We start from the raw sequence: 16,133 nt of genomic DNA, 5'->3' as shown, positions 1-16,133 counted from the left end.
GCGGGCATGGTTGTCCAGTTGCGGATCTGTGTGCCCGGGGAGCTGTCCGAGGTAACGGTACAGACCTGCCGCGACCAGCGGGGTGTGGCAGAAGTCATGGTGGCCAAGGGGGCGGCCGTGGTGCCTCCGGGCGACGTGATCGAGGTTTTCATCGCCCGGGAGTCCGTGGAGGAACTGCTCGAAAAGCTGGACATCCTGAAGATCCAGGAGGCGGGCTCGATTGCCATGTCGACGCCGGAATTCGTCCTCTCGACAAAGGCGGACCAGGCAGAGCGATCCGCCCCGGGGGACGGCGCGGACGCGGTGATCTGGGACGATGTGACCCGGCAAACCGGGGAGGATTCCAGGCTGACGTGGAACTTCCTCGCTTTCCTGGTCCTGGCCACACAGCTCGCAGGAATTGGAATTGTGACCGATTCCCCGATTGCCATTGTGGGCGCCATGGCGGTGGGCCCCGAGTTCGGGCCGCTGGCCGCCCTGGCCGTGTCGCTGGCCACCCGGCAGTGGAAGCTTGGCCGGCGCGCCGCCGTCGCGTTGGGTGTCGGGTTCCCCGTTGCCATGCTGCTGGCAGCACTCACTGCGTGGCTTTCGGTGCCGCTGGGGCTGTTCCCGGGCGATGCCCTGGACAAGGGGTCGGCCGTCGAATTCATCTACCACCCCGGGCCGTATTCACTGATTGTCGCGGTGCTGGCCGGAATCGCGGGCATGCTGTCCATCATCGGCCGGCGTTCCGCCGCGCTGATCGGCGTCTTCATCTCCGTGACCACCGTGCCGGCGGCCGGGTACGTGGCGGTGGCTTTGGTGTTGGGCGAATACCAAAAGGCGGCGGGCTCTGCCCTGCAACTGCTGCTCAACCTCGTGGGCATCGTGGTGGCAGCCTTGGCAGTTCTGCTCTTTTACCGGGTGGTCGCCAGGCGCCTACCGGATGGGGCGGCGCGGAGGCTGCAGCGCCAGCGAAGCGGAGCGCGCCGCTAGCCGCCGAGCTCTCCCCTATGGGCGCAGCAGGCCCCGCAGGGTCTGGATGGTGTCCGCTTCGGCCGGAACCTTGTCATCGCGGTAGCGCTTGACGCGCGCGAAACGGAGTGCGATTCCACCGGGGTAGCGCGGCGACTGCTGCACGCCGTCAATGGCAATTTCGACGACGGTGACAGGCTCCACCCAGACCGTCCCGGCAGTGCGCCGCACCTCAAGCTCCTGGAACCTTTCGGTCTGCCAGCGCAGCAGTTCATCGGTAAGGCCTTTGAAAGTCTTGCCCACCATGACGAAACCGCCGGGTTCACCGAACTCTCCAGCAGGGTCCAGGGCCCCCAAGTGCAGGTTGGACAGCATCCCAGTGCGCCTGCCGGACCCCCATTCGCAGGCCAGCACCACCAGGTCATAGGTCAGGACCGGCTTCACTTTCACCCAGTTCGATCCACGCCGGCCTGCCGCGTAGGCGGACCCGATCGCCTTCACCACAACACCCTCGTGGCCGGCGGCAAGCGCGTCCTGTGAGACACGTTCCGCAACCGCCGGGTCAGCCGTTACCTCCCCCGGGATCCGGTGGGCAGGGGCAATGCGCTCAAGCACCTCGATGCGGTCGGCCAACGGCTCGTCCAGCAGGTCCCTCCCATCGATGTGCAGCACATCGAAGAACCAGGGATGCAGGAGGGTTTCGCGCACTGCATCCGCGCCAAACCGTGCCATGGTTTCCTGGAAGGGCCGCGGGCCGCCTTCCTCATCGAGGGCCAGGGTCTCGCCGTCCAGAATTACGTGCCGCAGCGGCAGGCCACGGACCACTTCCACCACTTCGGGCAGCCGGTGGGTGACGTCGGCCAGGTTGCGGGTGTAAATGCTGACGCGGTCGTCCGCGCGGTGGACCTGGATGCGCGCGCCGTCGAGCTTGTATTCCACGGAGGCCTCCCCCGTGGTTTCCAGTGCTGCACTGGGACTGGCTGCGGTGGAAGCGAGCATGGGCAGCACGGGGCGGCCCACCACCAGTCCGACGGCGTCAAGCTCGGCCTGGGTGCCAGTGATGGCCAGGAGGGCTGTTTCGCCGAGGTCTCCGGAGAGCATGGCGGCACGCCGGACGGCTTCCACGGGCTTCCCGGCAGCGCGGGCCACGGCATCAGTCAGGACTCCTTCCAGCGCACCGGTGCGCAGCTCGCCGAGCAGGACTCCGGTGATGAACGACTGTTCCGGCCCGGTGGCCGCCGACAACAGTTTCCGCAGGATTGCTGTCCGCCCCGCCGCCGACCCCGTACCCGCCGCAGCCAGCAGTCCGTCCAGCGCCGCATCAAAGTCGGCCACCGTCAGGCTCGGCTCGTCGGCCGGATCCTCCTTTGCCGCTGCCACCGCACTCCATCCCACGCCCACGCGGCCCTGGCGCGGTTTGGCACTGAGCAGGCCCACCGCCGTCGGGATCTCCACTGGCTCAAGGCGGCGCAGCAGGCCGGCCAAGGCGTCCACCTTCGCCAGCCGGGAGCGGGTCGACGCAACGGACGCGCTGGTTTCCACAAGCTCAAGGAGCAACATGGGACCATCCTGCCACGGCTCTGGACAGCCTCCCGGCGCTGCTCCACAATGGGCGCGTGGGGATCATTGTCGCGAACCTGTTCATCACCCTCGATGGCGTATACCAGGCGCCCGGCGGCCGCGAGGAAGACAGCGAAGGCGGCTTCGAATTCGGCGGCTGGCAGGCGCCGGTGTCCGACGACGAAGCGGGCGCCGCCATCGCTGCCGAGATCGGACGCATGGACGCCTTGCTCCTGGGGCGGGCAACCTATGACATCTTTTCGTCGTACTGGCCCCACCAGTCCGGCGACATTGCGGACGCACTTAACCGGGTGCCCAAGTTCGTCGTGTCCGGCTCCCTGCGCGATCCCGCGTGGGCAGGGACCACGGTGCTGCCGGATGCCGCCGCGGCCGGCAGGCTCCGGGAGGACTACGGGCAGGTGCACATGTTCGGCAGCGGGTTCCTCATCCGGTCCCTCCTGTCGGCAGGCGTGCTGGACCGCCTGCACCTGTGGCTTTATCCCATCGCGCTCGGACAAGGCAAGCGCCTCTTCGACGACGGCGCCGTACCCACCACTTTCAGCCTGGCTGAGCCGGCGCGCAGCTTCCCCAAAGGCGCTGTGTCTTTGGTCTATGAGCCTGTAGGCGGCGTAGAGACGCAGGACATGGCGGCGGGTTAAGGGGGCCTCGTTCAGGGGACATGAAAAAGGCTGGTCCGGCAGATGCCGGACCAGCCTTTTTCGAGCGGAAAGCCGCGAGGGTGCAGCCGCTAGTGGCTGTGGCCTGCGTGCTCGTCCTCTTCGGCCGGCTTCTCCACGACCAAGGTCTCGGTGGTGAGAACCAGGGCGGCGATGGAGGCCGCGTTGCGGAGGGCTGCACGGGTGACCTTGACGGGGTCGATGACGCCCGCGCCGATCAGGTCCTCGTACTCGCCGGACTTGGCGTTGAAGCCGTTGTTGACCTCGGCGTCGGCAACCTTGGCGGCCACCACGTAGCCGTCGAAGCCGGCGTTCTGGGCGATCCAGCGCAGCGGCTGAACCAGTGCCCGGCGGACGATGCCGACAGCTGCTGCGGCGTCGCCTTCGAGGGCCTTGACCGAAGCGTCCTCATCCAGTGCCTTGAGGGCGTGGACCAGGGCGGAACCGCCGCCTGCCACGATGCCTTCTTCGAGGGCAGCGCGGGTGGAGGACACGGCGTCCTCGATGCGGTGCTTCTTTTCCTTCAGCTCAACCTCGGTGGCAGCACCGACCTTGATGACGCCGATGCCGCCGGCCAGCTTGGCCAGGCGCTCCTGGAGCTTTTCGCGGTCCCAGTCGGAGTCGGTGCGGGTCAGCTCGGCGCGCAGCTGGGCAACGCGTGCTGACACGTCCTCAGCCGAACCGGCGCCGTCCACGATGGTGGTGTTGTCCTTGGTGACGGTGATGCGGCGGGCAGTACCCAGCACCTCCAGGCCAACGGAGTCCAGGCTCAGGCCCAGTTCCGGGGAGACAACCTGCGCACCGGTGAGGGTGGCGATGTCCTGCAGCATGGCCTTGCGGCGGTCACCGAAGCCCGGTGCCTTGACGGCAACGACGTTCAGGGTGCCGCGGATGCGGTTGACGATCAGCGTGGACAGGGCCTCGCCCTCAACGTCCTCGGCAATGATGAACAGCGGCTTGGAGGCCTGCAGCGCCTTTTCGAGCAGCGGCAGGAACTCCTGGATGGAGGAGATCTTGCCCTGGTTGATCAGGATGAGGGCGTCCTCGAGGACAGCTTCCTGGCGCTCCGCGTCGGTGACGAAGTACGGGGACAGGTAACCCTTGTCGAACTGCATGCCCTCGGTGAGGACCAGTTCCGTCTGGGTGGTGGACGACTCTTCGATGGTGATGACGCCATCCTTGCCCACCTTGCCGAAGGCCTCGGCGAGGAGCTCGCCGATTTCGTCGCTCTGGGCGGAGATGGCGGCAACGTTTGCCACCTGGGTGCCTTCAACCGGGCGGGCGTTCTCGAGCAGGCGGGCAGCCACGGCTTCAACCGCAACTTCGATACCGCGCTTGATCTGGCCGGGGGCAGCGCCGGCTGCAACGTTGCGCAGACCTTCCTTGACCAGGGCCTGGGCCAGGACCGTTGCGGTGGTGGTGCCGTCGCCGGCAACGTCGTTGGTCTTGGTAGCTACTTCCTTGGCCAGCTGGGCGCCAAGGTTCTCGTAGGGATCGTCCAGTTCCACTTCGCGGGCGATGGTGACGCCGTCGTTCGTGATGGTGGGGGCGCCCCACTTCTTGTCCAGGACGACGTTGCGGCCGCGGGGGCCGAGCGTCACCTTGACGGTGTTCGCGAGCTTATCGATGCCGGCCTCAAGGGACCGGCGGGCAGCGTCATTAAACGCAAGCTGCTTTGCCATGGTTTTGTCCTTTCAAAGACAGAACCCCGCACTGCCGGCCAGCATGAGCATGGCCGGCGGCACGGGGATCCGGAAGAGTTACTTTACGACGATCGCCAGGACGTCGCGGGCGGAGAGCACAAGGTACTCGGTGCCGCCGGTCTTGACTTCGGTTCCGCCGTACTTGGAGTAGATGACGACGTCGCCAACTGCTACGTCAACGGGGACGCGGTTGCCGTCTTCGAAGCGGCCGGGGCCTACTGCGACAACTTCGCCTTCCTGCGGCTTCTCCTGTGCGGAGTCCGGGATGACCAGGCCGGAAGCCGTGGTCTGCTCGGCTTCGAGCGGGCGGACAACAATACGATCCTCAAGAGGCTTAATAGAGACCGACACTCGGACCTCTCCTTTTCGTCAGCAAATTCGTGGACTGGAAAGCTTTCCGCCGTAGCTGGCAAACCGTCGTCGCGGTGCCGGCAGCAGCCTGGCTGGCAGCTCTTCATGTGTTAGCACCCGCCTAGGGAGAGTGCTAATGAAGACTCTATGTGTGAGTTAGCACTCGGTCAAGGTGAGTGCCAACGTTTCGTCATGGGCGTACGCCTTCTGGGATCGGACGACGCCGGGCGGCGGGGTGGAAGCCGCAGCCCACCTACCGGCCGAGGTCGTCAAAGTCCACGTCCTCGCCGCCGTCGGAATCGCCGCCGCCCTGCTTCCGTCCGCGGTAGAGGACCCACCCGGACACCGCTGCGGCGAGCAGCGCAATGACGAGGAAAACGATGCTTCCTGCCCGGGCGCCGTCGTACAGCCCGCGGATGTCCTTGGCCTCCTGAGTGTTGTCCTGGATGTCGTTGCCGCCCACGGAATAGACGGTGGCGTTGAAGGTGTCCAGCAGGAAGATGATCACCAGCAGGGCGATACAGACCACGGCCACCACGGCAGCGGCGATCAGGACGGGACGGGCAAACCTGGCGGGTCCGGTGTGCCTGGGCCCGTGGTCCGCGGTCTCCCCGGGGGCTGCGCTCTCATCCATGGTTTCAACAGTATCCGCATCCCGGCCACGCGCTCCTCCACTAGGCTGGAACCCATGGCTCACGCTCCCCAGGACCAGATCGCACAGGACCAGATCGCACCACTGCTGACCCCCGAAGGCTGGGAGTTGCTGGCATCGCTGGGCCCCTACCGGGACGAGGATTCGTTCGAGCTCAATTCGGCCCTCCGGAAGGCCGGGCACTCCCCCGGACTCGTGTCCGCCGTGCTCACGCAGTCGCGGCTGCGCACCCGGGCAGCGGCGAAATTCGGCGAGTTTGCCCGCCAGATGCTCTTCACCCAGGCCGGACTGGAGCAGGCCACGCGCCTGAACGTCGCAGCCCACCATGCGCGGCGTTTCGCGGCTGCCGGGATCAGCCACGTGGCAGACCTCGGCTGCGGCCTCGGCGCCGACTCACTGGCCCTGGCCTCCCTGGACATCAACGTCACCGCGGTGGAAATGGATGAAACCACCGCGGCCTGCGCAACGGTGAACCTCATCCCGTTTCCCAACGCCACGGTGGTCCACGCCGACGCGGAGGCGGTCCCGCTGGAAGGGATCGACGGCGTCTGGCTGGATCCGGCGCGCCGGGTCACCTCCACCTCGGGCACCAAACGGATTTGGGACCCCGAGGCGTTCTCACCGCCGTTGTCCTTCGTGGAGTCGCTGGCCGCCGGGGGGAAGGCCGTGGGCGTGAAGATGGGCCCGGGCATGCCGCACGAATCCGTGCCCGCCGGGTGCGAGGCGCAGTGGGTGTCGGTGGGCGGGGACGTCACCGAGGTGACCTTGTGGTTCAACGCCGTACGCAGGCCCGGCGTCCGCCGCGCTGCCCTGGTCCTGGGTTCCCAGGGGCCGGCCGAACTGACCAGCGGCGAGGACTTCGGCGCAGGCCCGACGGCGCCGGTGGGACCGGTGGAGGGGTATCTGTACGAGCCCGACGGTGCCGTGATCCGCGCCGGTTTGGTGGCGGACGTGGCGCTGGAACTCGGCGGGCATTTGGTGGATGAGCACATTGCCTACATCTGCGCCCCGGAGCTCCTGGACACCCCGTTTGCCAAGGCCTACAAAGTCCTCCAGGTCATGCCTTACAACGTCAAGGCCTTGAAGGCCTGGGTGAAGCAGGAGGGCGTCACCGTGCTGGACATCAAGAAGCGCGGCACCGCGGTGACCCCGGAAGAGCTGCGGAAGCAGCTGCTGCCGGGCGGGAAAAACACCAAAAAGGGCGGCAAAACGGCCACCCTGGTCCTGACCCGCATCGGCGAGGACCGGGTGGCCATCGTGGTGGAGCCCGTCTGACTGCCAGGCCGGGAGCCCCTCGCGCAGCTACTGGGCGCGCATGAACTCCTCGGCGGCCCGCACCTGCTCTGCCGTCGGCCGCACCCCCGTGTACAGGACGAACTGCTCCAGCGCCTGGATGGTGGCCACCTCCGCCCCGGTAATGACTGGCTTGCCGGCTGCCCTGGCAGCGCGGATCAGCGGCGTTTCGGCAGGCAGCGCCACCACGTCGAACACCACGCGGGCGGCCTCGATGGCTTCGGCAGGAAAAGCCAGGCTGTCCGCTTCCGCCCCTCCCGCCATGCCGATGGGGGTGACGTTGATGATCAGGTCGGCCGTCCCGCCGTCGAGCGCTGCACGCCACTGGAAGCCGTACTGGTCAGCGAGCGCACGCCCGGCGCCCTCGTTCCGGGCGATGACGGTGACGTCCTTGAAGCCGGCGTCCCGCAGGGCAGCGACCGTGGCCTTGGCCATGCCCCCCGCGCCCTGGACCAGCACGGAATAGTCGGTGGGCACCGCATTGGTGGCCAGCAGCTGCTCGATGGCGGTGTAGTCGGTGTTGTACGCCTTGAGGTGCCCGTCCGTGTTCACGATGGTGTTCACGGAGTCGATGGCCTTGGCGGAGGGATCCATCTCGTCCACGAGCGCTATGACGTCTTCCTTGTACGGCATGGAGATGGCGCAGCCGCGGATGCCCAGCCCGCGGACGCCCGCGATGGCCTGCTCCAGGTTGGTGGGCGCGAACGCCTTGTAGATCCAGTTCAGGTCCAACTGTCCGTACAGGTGGTTGTGGAACCGGGTCCCGTTGTTGCTGGGCCGGGCCGAGAGCGAGATGCAGAGGGTCATGTCTTTATTCAGAATGGGCACCAGACCATTAAACCCGCGTTCACCCGCTGGGTGGTGTTCCGGTCAGGGGCAGCCGGTTCCCGCAGGAAAGGGCCCGACGGCGGCGGGCAGCTTCCCGGGGGCGGGCGCCTTTCCGGCCAGCACGGCGGCCAGTGCGTCGAAAGCGGCGTCGGTACGGCCATAGAGTGCCAGCTTCACCGGCGCGCTGGAGCCCTGCAGCGGCCAGGGGGCATCCAGGGCCACGGCGATGTCACCGCCGGCCGGTTTCCCGCCAAAGCCGATCAGGTTGACCAGGGGTCCCGCCCCGACTTCGAGGCCGGCCCGGGCAGCGGCGGCCTCGAACCGCTCCCGGTCCCCCGGTCCGCCGCCGGCCACGCGCACCGAGCCGGGCACCAATGGTCCGGCGCAGGGGCCGGACACCACCGTGACTGCGGACGCGGACACCTGGGCAGACAAGGGAGCAGCGCTTCCGGCCGGAGCACCGGCACCCGGCGTTCCGGGAGCAGGCGTGGTCCGGGCATGCCAGATCATCATGGTGGCCACCCGCTGCGCTGCCTCATCCAGCCGGGCGGCGGGAAGCGTGCCTGCGGCCAGCGCCTGGACGATCGCGGCATGGGCCTGTGCCACGTCGGCAGGCATCAGCAGCAGGTCGGCACCGGCGGTGAGCGCCTTCACCGCGGCAGCGCCGGCCGGGTACTGGTTGTCCACCGCACCCATGTTCAGCGCGTCAGTGACGGCCACACCCTTGAAGCCCAGCCCCCTTAGCGCGCTGTAGCTTGGGCCCGAGAGCGACGACGGCACGCCGGGTTCCAGCGCAGGCACGGCGATGTGCCCGGTCATGACGATCGGAAGGCCCGCGGCGACGGCGGCCTGGAACGGCTTCCAGTCCCGGGCCCTGAGCGCATCGATGCCGGCCGGCTGGACGGGGAGGCTCAGGTGCGAGTCTGCAGTCACGGATCCGTGCCCCGGAAAGTGCTTGACGCTGGGAAGCACCCCGGCGTCCAGCATGCCCTGAGAAAAGGCCACCCCATGGGTTGCCGCTGCCACCGGATCGGCGGACATGGACCGGGACCCGATGGTGGGGTCGCTGGGCCCGATGGTCACGTCAGTGTCCGGGGCGAAGTCCAGGTCGAAGCCCAGCGGCGCCAGCTCACCCGCGAGGCCTTTGCCGGCTTTGCGCGTCAGGTCCGGGTTTCCGGCGGCGCCGTAGCTCATGGGCGTGGGCCACTCGGTGAGGGGGGCCCCGAGGCGTGCCACCGCACCGCCTTCCTGGTCCACGCCGATGATCCCGGGCCAGCGCCGGCCGTCGGCCGCAACAGCCTGCAGCAGCCGCTGGTTCACGGCTCCCATGGCGGCCACATCGACGTTGCCTTGCCCGTCAAGGGGCACGTTGTCCCCCATGATGATGGAACCCGCAAGATGCAGGCGCTGGATGAGCGCGGCGTGGGCCTCCACCTGGTTGCCCTTGAAGAACGGGAGCAGGACCTGCCCGGCCTTCTGTTCAGGCGACATCGCCGCCACAGCGGCCACTGCCGCGTCCTGGTCCCGCTGCTCCGGTCCCCACCCCAAAGGCCGGGAACCCGGGTCCGGTGACGGAGAAGCCGAAGGAGGTGCCGGCGTCGTACTTGCCGATGCCGAAGGGGACGGGACGGTGGGCGGCGCGGAGGACGACGGCGGGGCCACACTTGGGGAGGGAGAACAGGAGGCCAGGGCCAGGGCGGACAGGGCCAGGAGGAGAGGGAAGGATTTGGCGGGACTGTGACGCAGCAGGAACGGGGCCATCAATACGATGCTACCCCTGCACTAGACTTGAACCACCCGTTCGCCTCCCGGCAGCAGTCTGTGAGCGGCATCAGCCAGCGGCAAACCGGAGAGTAAGGAAACGTGTGAAGATCGACTTCGCGTCATCGAGGCAGTCAACGCTCGGTGTTGAGTGGGAGCTTGCACTGGTGGACGGAAAGACGGGCGAGCTCGCGTCCGTGGCCAACCAGGTGCTCCGCGGCGTGGCTTCCCGCCACCCGGAACTCAACGAAGACGACGAACACCCGCACATCAAGCAGGAACTGCTGCTGAACACGGTGGAACTGGTCACGGGCATCTGCGAGACAGCCGCCGAGGCCAAGGAGGACCTCAGCCGGTCCGTCGCCGCCGTCCGCGAGATCACCGATCCCATGGGTGTGGAGCTGTTCTGCGCCGGCAGCCATCCCTTCAGCCCGCCGCAGCTGCAGCCGGTGACGGACAAGGCGCGCTACGCCAAACTCATTGACCGGACCCAGTGGTGGGGCCGCCAGATGGTCATTTACGGCGTCCACGTCCACGTGGGGCTGGACCGCCGGGACAAGGTGCTCCCTGTACTGGATGGCCTGGTCAACTACTTCCCGCATTTCCAGGCGCTCTCCGCGTCCAGCCCGTTTTGGGGCGGTGAGGACACCGGCTACGCCTCCCAGCGCGCTCTGATGTTCCAGCAGCTTCCCACGGCCGGCCTGCCCTTCCAGTTCAAGTCCTGGGAAGAGTACGAGTCCTACGTCCAGGACATGTTCACCACGGGCGTCATCGACACCATCTCGGAGATCCGGCGGGACATCCGGCCGGTTCCAGCACTGGGAACCATCGAGATGCGCATCTGCGACGGCCTGGCCACGCTGGAGGAAGTGGGCGCCATCGCGGCCCTCACCCAGTGCCTGGTGGACGAGTTCTCCACCATCCTGGACAACGGCGGCACCATCCCCACCATGCCGCCGTGGCACGTGCAGGAAAACAAGTGGCGCGCCGCCCGCTACGGTATGGACGCCATCATCATCCTTGACGCCGCGGGCCACGAGCAGCTGGTGACGGACCACCTGCTGGAGACGCTGAACCGGCTGGAACCCGTGGCCGCCAAGCTGCGTTGCTCCGACGAACTCGCCGACGTGGAGAAGATCATCCGCCGCGGCGCCGGCTACCAGCGCCAGCGTCGCGTGGCTGAGGAAAACGGCGGAAACCTGCAGGCCGTTGTGCTGGACCTGGTCAAGCAGATGCGCAACGGCCCCACCGCCTGACGTGCTCTATCAGATATGGCTCCCAAACCGCCGGTTTGGGAGCCATATCTGATAGAGCAAATGGGGGTTTGAGGGGTTTGGTGGGCCTTTGGACCCTGCCCTGCCCCTTCAGTGCGGCGCGATTCTTTTCCGTAGGCTTGTGAGTTCCTGCGGAAGGGGAAGTTGAATGACTCCTGCTCCTCCTGTGGCCAAGCGGAGCGGCACACTCCTCCCCCTCATTGCAGTAGTGCTGGTCCTCTTTGCGGTGGCCGCACTTTGGCCTCTACTGGCTGCTGCCACCGCGCAGGCCCAGCTTTCCGTTCAAATCGCCGCCGGCCTTGCACCGTTCGTGGTTTTCTTCGCTGCCATTGGCCTGGCAGGTCGGACCGAGGGGATCAGGTTCGCCACCGCCGTCGGGTTCTCCACGCGGCATGCCGGCTGGCAGCTTCTCACAGCCCTTGCACTCCTGGCCGTCACGCTTGCCGTGACCCTGGCCCTGGCCCTGGCCGCGCTGGGCTTTCACATGTTCGGCGAGGGCCAGACCGGATTGCTGCCCTTCCTGTACGGGGCCGTGCGCAGCTTTCTGCTGGTGGGGTTTGGCGAGGAGCTCATCTGGCGCGGCTATGTCCTGGGGGCAGTGCGCCGGAACCTGCGCTCCGGGGCGGCCGCGGTGCTGCTGTCCTCGGCGCTCTTCGGGCTGTGGCACTATCCCGGCGGGCAGGACTTCTCCAGGTCCTGGTGACTATGCTCTTCGGCGTGGTGTGGAGCGCTGCCCGGATGAAGATCAGGCACTGCTCAACGTTCGCTACCGGAACCGCCCACGGCCTGCACGACCTCGCACTGCTTGTCATCGCCACTCTTACCGCCTGAGTTGCTCTATCAGATAGGGCTCCTAAACCCCCGGTTTGGGAGCCCTATCTGGTAGAGCAACTGGTCGTTTAACGGGGGTCAGGCCGGGAGCGACACCGAGGTGACCGGCATCGAGGAATCAGGAGCGAACCCGATACCGCTGGGCTCGACGCCCGCCATCACCAGCTGGGCCCCGAGCGCGGCCACCATGGCACCGTTGTCCGTGCAAAGATCCAGGGGCGGAACGTGCAGCCGGATCCCGGCCGAGGCGCAGCGCTGCCCGGTCAGTTCCCGCAGGCGTGAGTTGGCCGCCACGCCGCCGCCCAGCAACACATCCTTGATGCCGTGCTCACGGCAGGCCATGACCGCCTTGGACGAGATCACGTCCACCACGGCTTCCTGGAACGCCGCCGCGATGTCTGCCACGGGAATCTCTTCCCCGCGGGCCTCGAACTGCTCCACGCACCGGGCCACCGCCGTCTTGAGCCCGCTGAAGGACCAGTCGTACCGGTGCGGCCCGGGTTCATCCGCCGTGCCCATGTACTTGGGCTGGGTAAGGCCGCGGGGGAAGCGGATCGCCTTCGGGTTGCCATTGCGGGCCATCTTGTCGATCGCAGGTCCGCCCGGATAGCCGAGCCCCAGGATGCGGGCCACTTTGTCGTAGGCTTCGCCGGCGGCGTCATCGATGGTGGAGCCCAGCAGTTCCACGTCGCTGGTGATGCTGTTGATCCGCAGGATTTCGGTGTGGCCGCCGGAGACGAGTAGGGCGCCGAGGTTTTCGGGCAGTTCCTGCTTCCGGCCGCTTGCACGGTCGTCCAGGAGACCCACGCCCACGTGCGCCACCAGATGGTTGATGGCGAACAGGGGCTTTCCGGTGGCGACGGCGAGCGCCTTGGCGGCGCACACGCCCACCATCAGCGCGCCGGCAAGCCCGGGCCCGGAGGTGACGGCAATGGCGTCCACCTCCTCCAGGGTCACCCCGGCGTCTGCCAGGGCCTGTTCGAGGGTGGGGACGAAAGCGTCCAGGTGCGCCCGGGAAGCGATCTCGGGGATGACTCCACCGAAGCGGACGTGCTCATCCATGGAGGAGGACACCGTGTTGGTCAGGAGTTCGGTGCCGCGGACGATGCCGACGCCGGTCTCGTCGCAGGACGATTCAATACCCAGTACCAGGGGCTGTTCACGGTTCATGCCTGGCCTGCTTCCGTTGCTTCGTGGCCTTCAGGATGCGGTGCGGTCAACTGGAGGCGCATGATGAGGGCGTCCACGCCGTCACGGTAATAGCGGGGCCGGGTGTGGATCTGTTCAAAGCCAAACCGCACATACAGCTGTTGCGCCCGGGGGTTGTCGGCACGGACTTCGAGCAGGACGTCGGCCGCGCCCCGCTGCCGGGCCTCGTCGATCAGGTGCGTGAGCAGCGTGCTGCCGATGCCTCGGCCCTCGTAATCGGGGACGACCGCGATGGTCTGGACGTCCGCAATGGGCTCGATGCACATCAGGCCCGCATAGCCCACAATGCCGTCGTTTGTTTCCGCCACCAGGTAGCGGCGGGTCTCCGGCTGGGAAAGCTCGTCCAGGAACATCTGCACGGGCCACGCGTCAATGGGGAAGAGCTTCTGTTCGAGGAGACCGACGGCGGGGACGTCGTCCAGGGTCATGTCACGGATGGTGATTCCGGCCATGCGGGGGTCCGGGAGGGTGTTCACAGTGCCCGCTTCCGTGGTCCGGGAACCTGCGCGTCGGATTCGCGCAGGTAGAGGGGGGTGGAGTCCAGCAGGGTGTGTCCGGAAGCGAGCCGCGCGAGGGCGAACTGGCCAAGGTACAGGGCGTCCGGTTGCTCGCCGTCGAAGTCCGGGTGGGCCTGAAGGGCATCAGCGTAGAGCCCTGCACCTGCGCCGAAGGCGGGCAGGTCCGGAAGGCCTGCCGCGAACCCGACATGCGGCCCGTCCTCCAGCCGGGGCAACTGGGCATCATTGAGGCTGTAGCGGGCCCAGTACACCTCCTTGCGGCGGGCGTCCGTGACCACCAGGAACTCGGAAGGCGCCGCCGTGGATTCGGCAACCTCAAGGGCCACGGCGTCCAGGCTCATCACCCCGTGCAGGGGCTTGCCCCAGACGAAGGCCAGTGTGCGCGCGGTGGCAATGCCCGAGCGCAGCCCGGTGAAAGGGCCGGGCCCAACGCCCACCACAACGGCGTCGACGTCCTGCCCTTTGACCCCTGCCTCGGACAGCATGGCGTGAATGCCCGGGGCGAGCACCTCCGCGTGGCTGCGGGTGTCCTCCGTGGCGAAGCTTGCCACCACGCTTTCCGGGGCGTCGTCCGACACCAGCGCGGCGCTGGCCACGGCCGAGGTATCGATGGCCAGAATCAGCACGGGCTGCTCCCTTCCGGGCTTCCGAGTTCGGGAACGCTTGGCCACCGGGGCCCGTAGCCGCGCATCACAATGGTGCGGGGTTCGTCGGTGTCCTCGCCGTCGAAATCCAGGCTGGCGGAAGCCGCGGACGCTCCCTCCGCTGCAAAGCCCGTGGTCCCGGCGCTTCCCAACCCGATGGCCCCGAGCCCGATGGCGCGGTGCAGGTCGATCTCCAGCCGGCTGTCGCTCAGGTGTTCCACCCGTTCGTGCCCCCACTCCACCACTGTGACGGATGTGTCCATCGTGTTTTCAAGGTCGATATCGTCGACCTCCGCGGCCGAGCCCAGCCGGTAGGCATCCACGTGCACCAGGTCCGGGCCACCGGGACGCGGACCATCTGGCAGGTTGGGATGGATCCGGACCAGGACGAAGGTGGGCGAGATGATGCCCGGGCGGACGCCCAAGCCTTCGCCGAGACCCTGCGTGAAGGTGGTTTTTCCGGCACCCAGCTCGCCGGACAGCACCAGCAGGTCCCCGGCCTGCAGTACCTCCGCCAGACGGGCGCCGAACGCGTGCGTCTGTTCCGCCGTCGTCGCCGTAAACGTCTTTTCCCAGTTGGCAGGCAACTCTTGGGGGCTGCTCACGCGGCTCCCTCCTTGCCGGGCACGCCCGCCAGGCCCTGGCTGTTGTCAGCAGGATCGTCCTCGTTGATGAAGCGACGGGGTACGCGGGGGCTGATCCGGGTCACCACCTCGTAGTTGATGGTTCCAGCGGCGCGGGCCCAGTCATCAACGGTGGGCCCTCCGTCGGCGCCGCTGCCAAACAGCTCCGCTTCCGTGCCCTGCAGGCCGGCCCCCGATGCTTCCGGCCCCAGGTCAATGACCATTTGGTCCATTGCGATCCGCCCCACCACCGGGTAGGTCTTGCCGGCGACGCGGACTGGACCACCCGTGGCGACGCGGGGCACGCCGTCGGCATACCCCAGTGGTATGAGTGCCAGCGTGCTGGCTTCCCTGGTGCGGTAGTGCAGCCCGTAGGAGACGCCCTGTCCGGCGGGCACCTGCTTGCACTGGGATACGAGGGTACGCAGCGTCATGGCGGGACGGAGGCCAAGCTCAGCGGATGTGGTCCCGTCGAACGGCGAAAGCCCGTAAACGCCCAGGCCAACCCGCACCAAGTCGAAGTGGGTGTCCGGCCGGGACAACGTGGCGGGGGTGTTGGCCAGGTGCCGGACCTCAAGGTCCACGCCCGCATCCTCGGCGATGGCAAGCGCCTCGCGGAAGGCCGCCACCTGCTGGTCCGTTTCGGGCCGCTCCGGTTCGTCAGCGACGGCCAAGTGGGAGAAGATGCCCACCACGCGCAGCAGCCCCTGGTCCTGGTATTCCACGGCCTCCCCTACCAGCCGGTCCCAGGTCTCCGGGGTGGCGCCGTTGCGGCCAAGCCCGGTGTCCACCTTGAGGTGGATGCGCGCGGGGCGTTCCTGCTCCCGCGCCGCGGCAACGATGCGTTCCAGCTCCCAGCCGGAGCAGCCGATGTCGACGCCGGCGGCCACGGCGGCACCGAAGTTGCTGTCCGTGGTGTGCAGCCAGGCGAGCAGCGGCGCGTCAATCCCGGCGGCGCGCAGCGCGAGGGCCTCGGAAATGTGGGCCACACCCAGCCAGGAGGCGCCCGCCTGCAGTGCCGCCCGGGCCACGGGGACGGCACCGTGGCCGTAGGCATCGGCCTTGACGACGGCCATGACTTTCGCGGGGGAAGCAGCGGCGGCAAGCCGGCGGACGTTGTGCCGGATGGCGTCCAGGTCGATCACGGCGGACCGCTCATGGCGGGGGTCCGGCCCGGAGGCAGCGCTGAATTCACCGGTTGTTGCGGGGTAGGTCACCTAATTGATTCTAGTGCGGGCACTTCACGCCGAATAAT

General features: G+C 67.6%; 17 protein-coding genes. 6 read left to right on the top strand and 11 right to left on the bottom strand.

All coding sequences use genetic code 11. From position 1 onward, the window contains the following. Positions 1-6: 6 nt before the first annotated feature. Positions 7-975, top strand: a complete 969-nt coding sequence (locus tag ACETK3_RS00225) for a DUF389 domain-containing protein (protein WP_373992329.1) — start codon at positions 7-9, stop codon at positions 973-975. Between the two features lie 15 nt (positions 976-990). On the opposite strand, the gene ACETK3_RS00220 is transcribed toward ACETK3_RS00225, so the two are convergent. After that, complete coding sequence (locus tag ACETK3_RS00220) at positions 991-2,514, bottom strand: ATP-dependent DNA ligase (RefSeq protein WP_306967735.1); 1,524 nt, start codon at positions 2,512-2,514, stop codon at positions 991-993. A gap of 56 nt (positions 2,515-2,570) precedes the next feature. Here ACETK3_RS00220 and ACETK3_RS00215 point away from each other — a divergent pair, with 56 nt between their 5' ends. Next, a complete protein-coding gene (locus ACETK3_RS00215; protein WP_306967737.1) occupies positions 2,571-3,173 on the top strand; it encodes a dihydrofolate reductase family protein in 603 nt (200 codons plus the stop codon). An 89-nt stretch (positions 3,174-3,262) separates the two neighbouring features. Here the strand turns inward: ACETK3_RS00215 and groL are convergent, their stop codons facing one another. The 3 genes from groL to ACETK3_RS00200 form a co-directional block, all read right to left on the bottom strand. Beyond that, positions 3,263-4,873, bottom strand: a complete 1,611-nt coding sequence (gene groL / locus ACETK3_RS00210) for a chaperonin GroEL (protein WP_236799047.1) — start codon at positions 4,871-4,873, stop codon at positions 3,263-3,265. A 78-nt stretch (positions 4,874-4,951) separates the two neighbouring features. Continuing rightward, complete coding sequence (groES, locus tag ACETK3_RS00205) at positions 4,952-5,245, bottom strand: co-chaperone GroES (RefSeq protein WP_003805290.1); 294 nt, start codon at positions 5,243-5,245, stop codon at positions 4,952-4,954. Positions 5,246-5,498: 253 nt separating this feature from the next. Further along, a complete protein-coding gene (locus ACETK3_RS00200) occupies positions 5,499-5,879 on the bottom strand; it encodes a hypothetical protein (RefSeq protein WP_236820151.1) in 381 nt (126 codons plus the stop codon). Between the two features lie 54 nt (positions 5,880-5,933). Between ACETK3_RS00200 and ACETK3_RS00195 the strand changes: the two genes are divergently transcribed. After that, positions 5,934-7,172: a class I SAM-dependent methyltransferase gene (locus ACETK3_RS00195; protein WP_306967741.1), complete on the top strand. Its 1,239-nt coding sequence runs from the start codon at positions 5,934-5,936 to the stop codon at positions 7,170-7,172. A gap of 27 nt (positions 7,173-7,199) precedes the next feature. Here ACETK3_RS00195 and ACETK3_RS00190 read toward each other — a convergent pair whose 3' ends face one another. Together ACETK3_RS00190 and ACETK3_RS00185 are read right to left on the bottom strand one after the other, a co-directional pair. Next, positions 7,200-8,018 (bottom strand): shikimate 5-dehydrogenase, encoded by an 819-nt coding sequence (locus ACETK3_RS00190; protein WP_306967742.1) that lies wholly within the window; start codon positions 8,016-8,018, stop codon positions 7,200-7,202. A gap of 42 nt (positions 8,019-8,060) precedes the next feature. Then, a complete protein-coding gene (locus ACETK3_RS00185) occupies positions 8,061-9,509 on the bottom strand; it encodes a glycoside hydrolase family 3 protein (RefSeq protein WP_306967791.1) in 1,449 nt (482 codons plus the stop codon). A 374-nt stretch (positions 9,510-9,883) separates the two neighbouring features. Here ACETK3_RS00185 and ACETK3_RS00180 point away from each other — a divergent pair, with 374 nt between their 5' ends. From ACETK3_RS00180 to ACETK3_RS00170, 3 genes are all read left to right on the top strand, one after another. Beyond that, positions 9,884-11,035: a glutamate--cysteine ligase gene (locus ACETK3_RS00180; RefSeq protein WP_373992328.1), complete on the top strand. Its 1,152-nt coding sequence runs from the start codon at positions 9,884-9,886 to the stop codon at positions 11,033-11,035. A 166-nt stretch (positions 11,036-11,201) separates the two neighbouring features. After that, entirely contained in the window at positions 11,202-11,756 is a 555-nt protein-coding gene (locus ACETK3_RS00175) for a CPBP family intramembrane glutamic endopeptidase (RefSeq protein ID WP_373992327.1), read from the top strand. After that, positions 11,753-11,884, top strand: coding sequence for a hypothetical protein (locus ACETK3_RS00170; protein ID WP_373992326.1), 132 nt, complete (start codon positions 11,753-11,755; stop codon positions 11,882-11,884). The genes ACETK3_RS00175 and ACETK3_RS00170 overlap by 4 nt, the downstream gene beginning before the upstream one ends. Before the next feature lie 78 nt (positions 11,885-11,962). Here the strand turns inward: ACETK3_RS00170 and tsaD are convergent, their stop codons facing one another. Genes tsaD through alr form a run of 5 tightly spaced genes read right to left on the bottom strand, consistent with a single transcriptional unit; the run spans position 11,963 to position 16,095 of the window. After that, complete coding sequence (gene tsaD / locus ACETK3_RS00165; protein WP_236799053.1) at positions 11,963-13,054, bottom strand: tRNA (adenosine(37)-N6)-threonylcarbamoyltransferase complex transferase subunit TsaD; 1,092 nt, start codon at positions 13,052-13,054, stop codon at positions 11,963-11,965. Next, positions 13,051-13,545: a ribosomal protein S18-alanine N-acetyltransferase gene (rimI, locus tag ACETK3_RS00160; RefSeq protein WP_236802905.1), complete on the bottom strand. Its 495-nt coding sequence runs from the start codon at positions 13,543-13,545 to the stop codon at positions 13,051-13,053. Before rimI ends, tsaD begins: the two co-directional genes overlap by 4 nt. A gap of 20 nt (positions 13,546-13,565) precedes the next feature. Next, entirely contained in the window at positions 13,566-14,237 is a 672-nt protein-coding gene (tsaB, locus tag ACETK3_RS00155) for a tRNA (adenosine(37)-N6)-threonylcarbamoyltransferase complex dimerization subunit type 1 TsaB (protein WP_373992325.1), read from the bottom strand. Beyond that, positions 14,231-14,860, bottom strand: a complete 630-nt coding sequence (tsaE, locus tag ACETK3_RS00150) for a tRNA (adenosine(37)-N6)-threonylcarbamoyltransferase complex ATPase subunit type 1 TsaE (RefSeq protein ID WP_373992324.1) — start codon at positions 14,858-14,860, stop codon at positions 14,231-14,233. Before tsaE ends, tsaB begins: the two co-directional genes overlap by 7 nt. Continuing rightward, entirely contained in the window at positions 14,857-16,095 is a 1,239-nt protein-coding gene (alr, locus tag ACETK3_RS00145; RefSeq protein ID WP_373992323.1) for an alanine racemase, read from the bottom strand. Before alr ends, tsaE begins: the two co-directional genes overlap by 4 nt. Between the last annotated feature and the right edge of the window lie 38 nt (positions 16,096-16,133).

The organism is Arthrobacter sp. E44 (assembly GCF_041877125.1).
Lineage (GTDB): Bacteria > Actinomycetota > Actinomycetes > Actinomycetales > Micrococcaceae > Arthrobacter.
The sequence above is the reverse complement of the archived record's forward strand: the minus strand, read 5'-3'. Positions and strand labels throughout refer to the sequence as shown.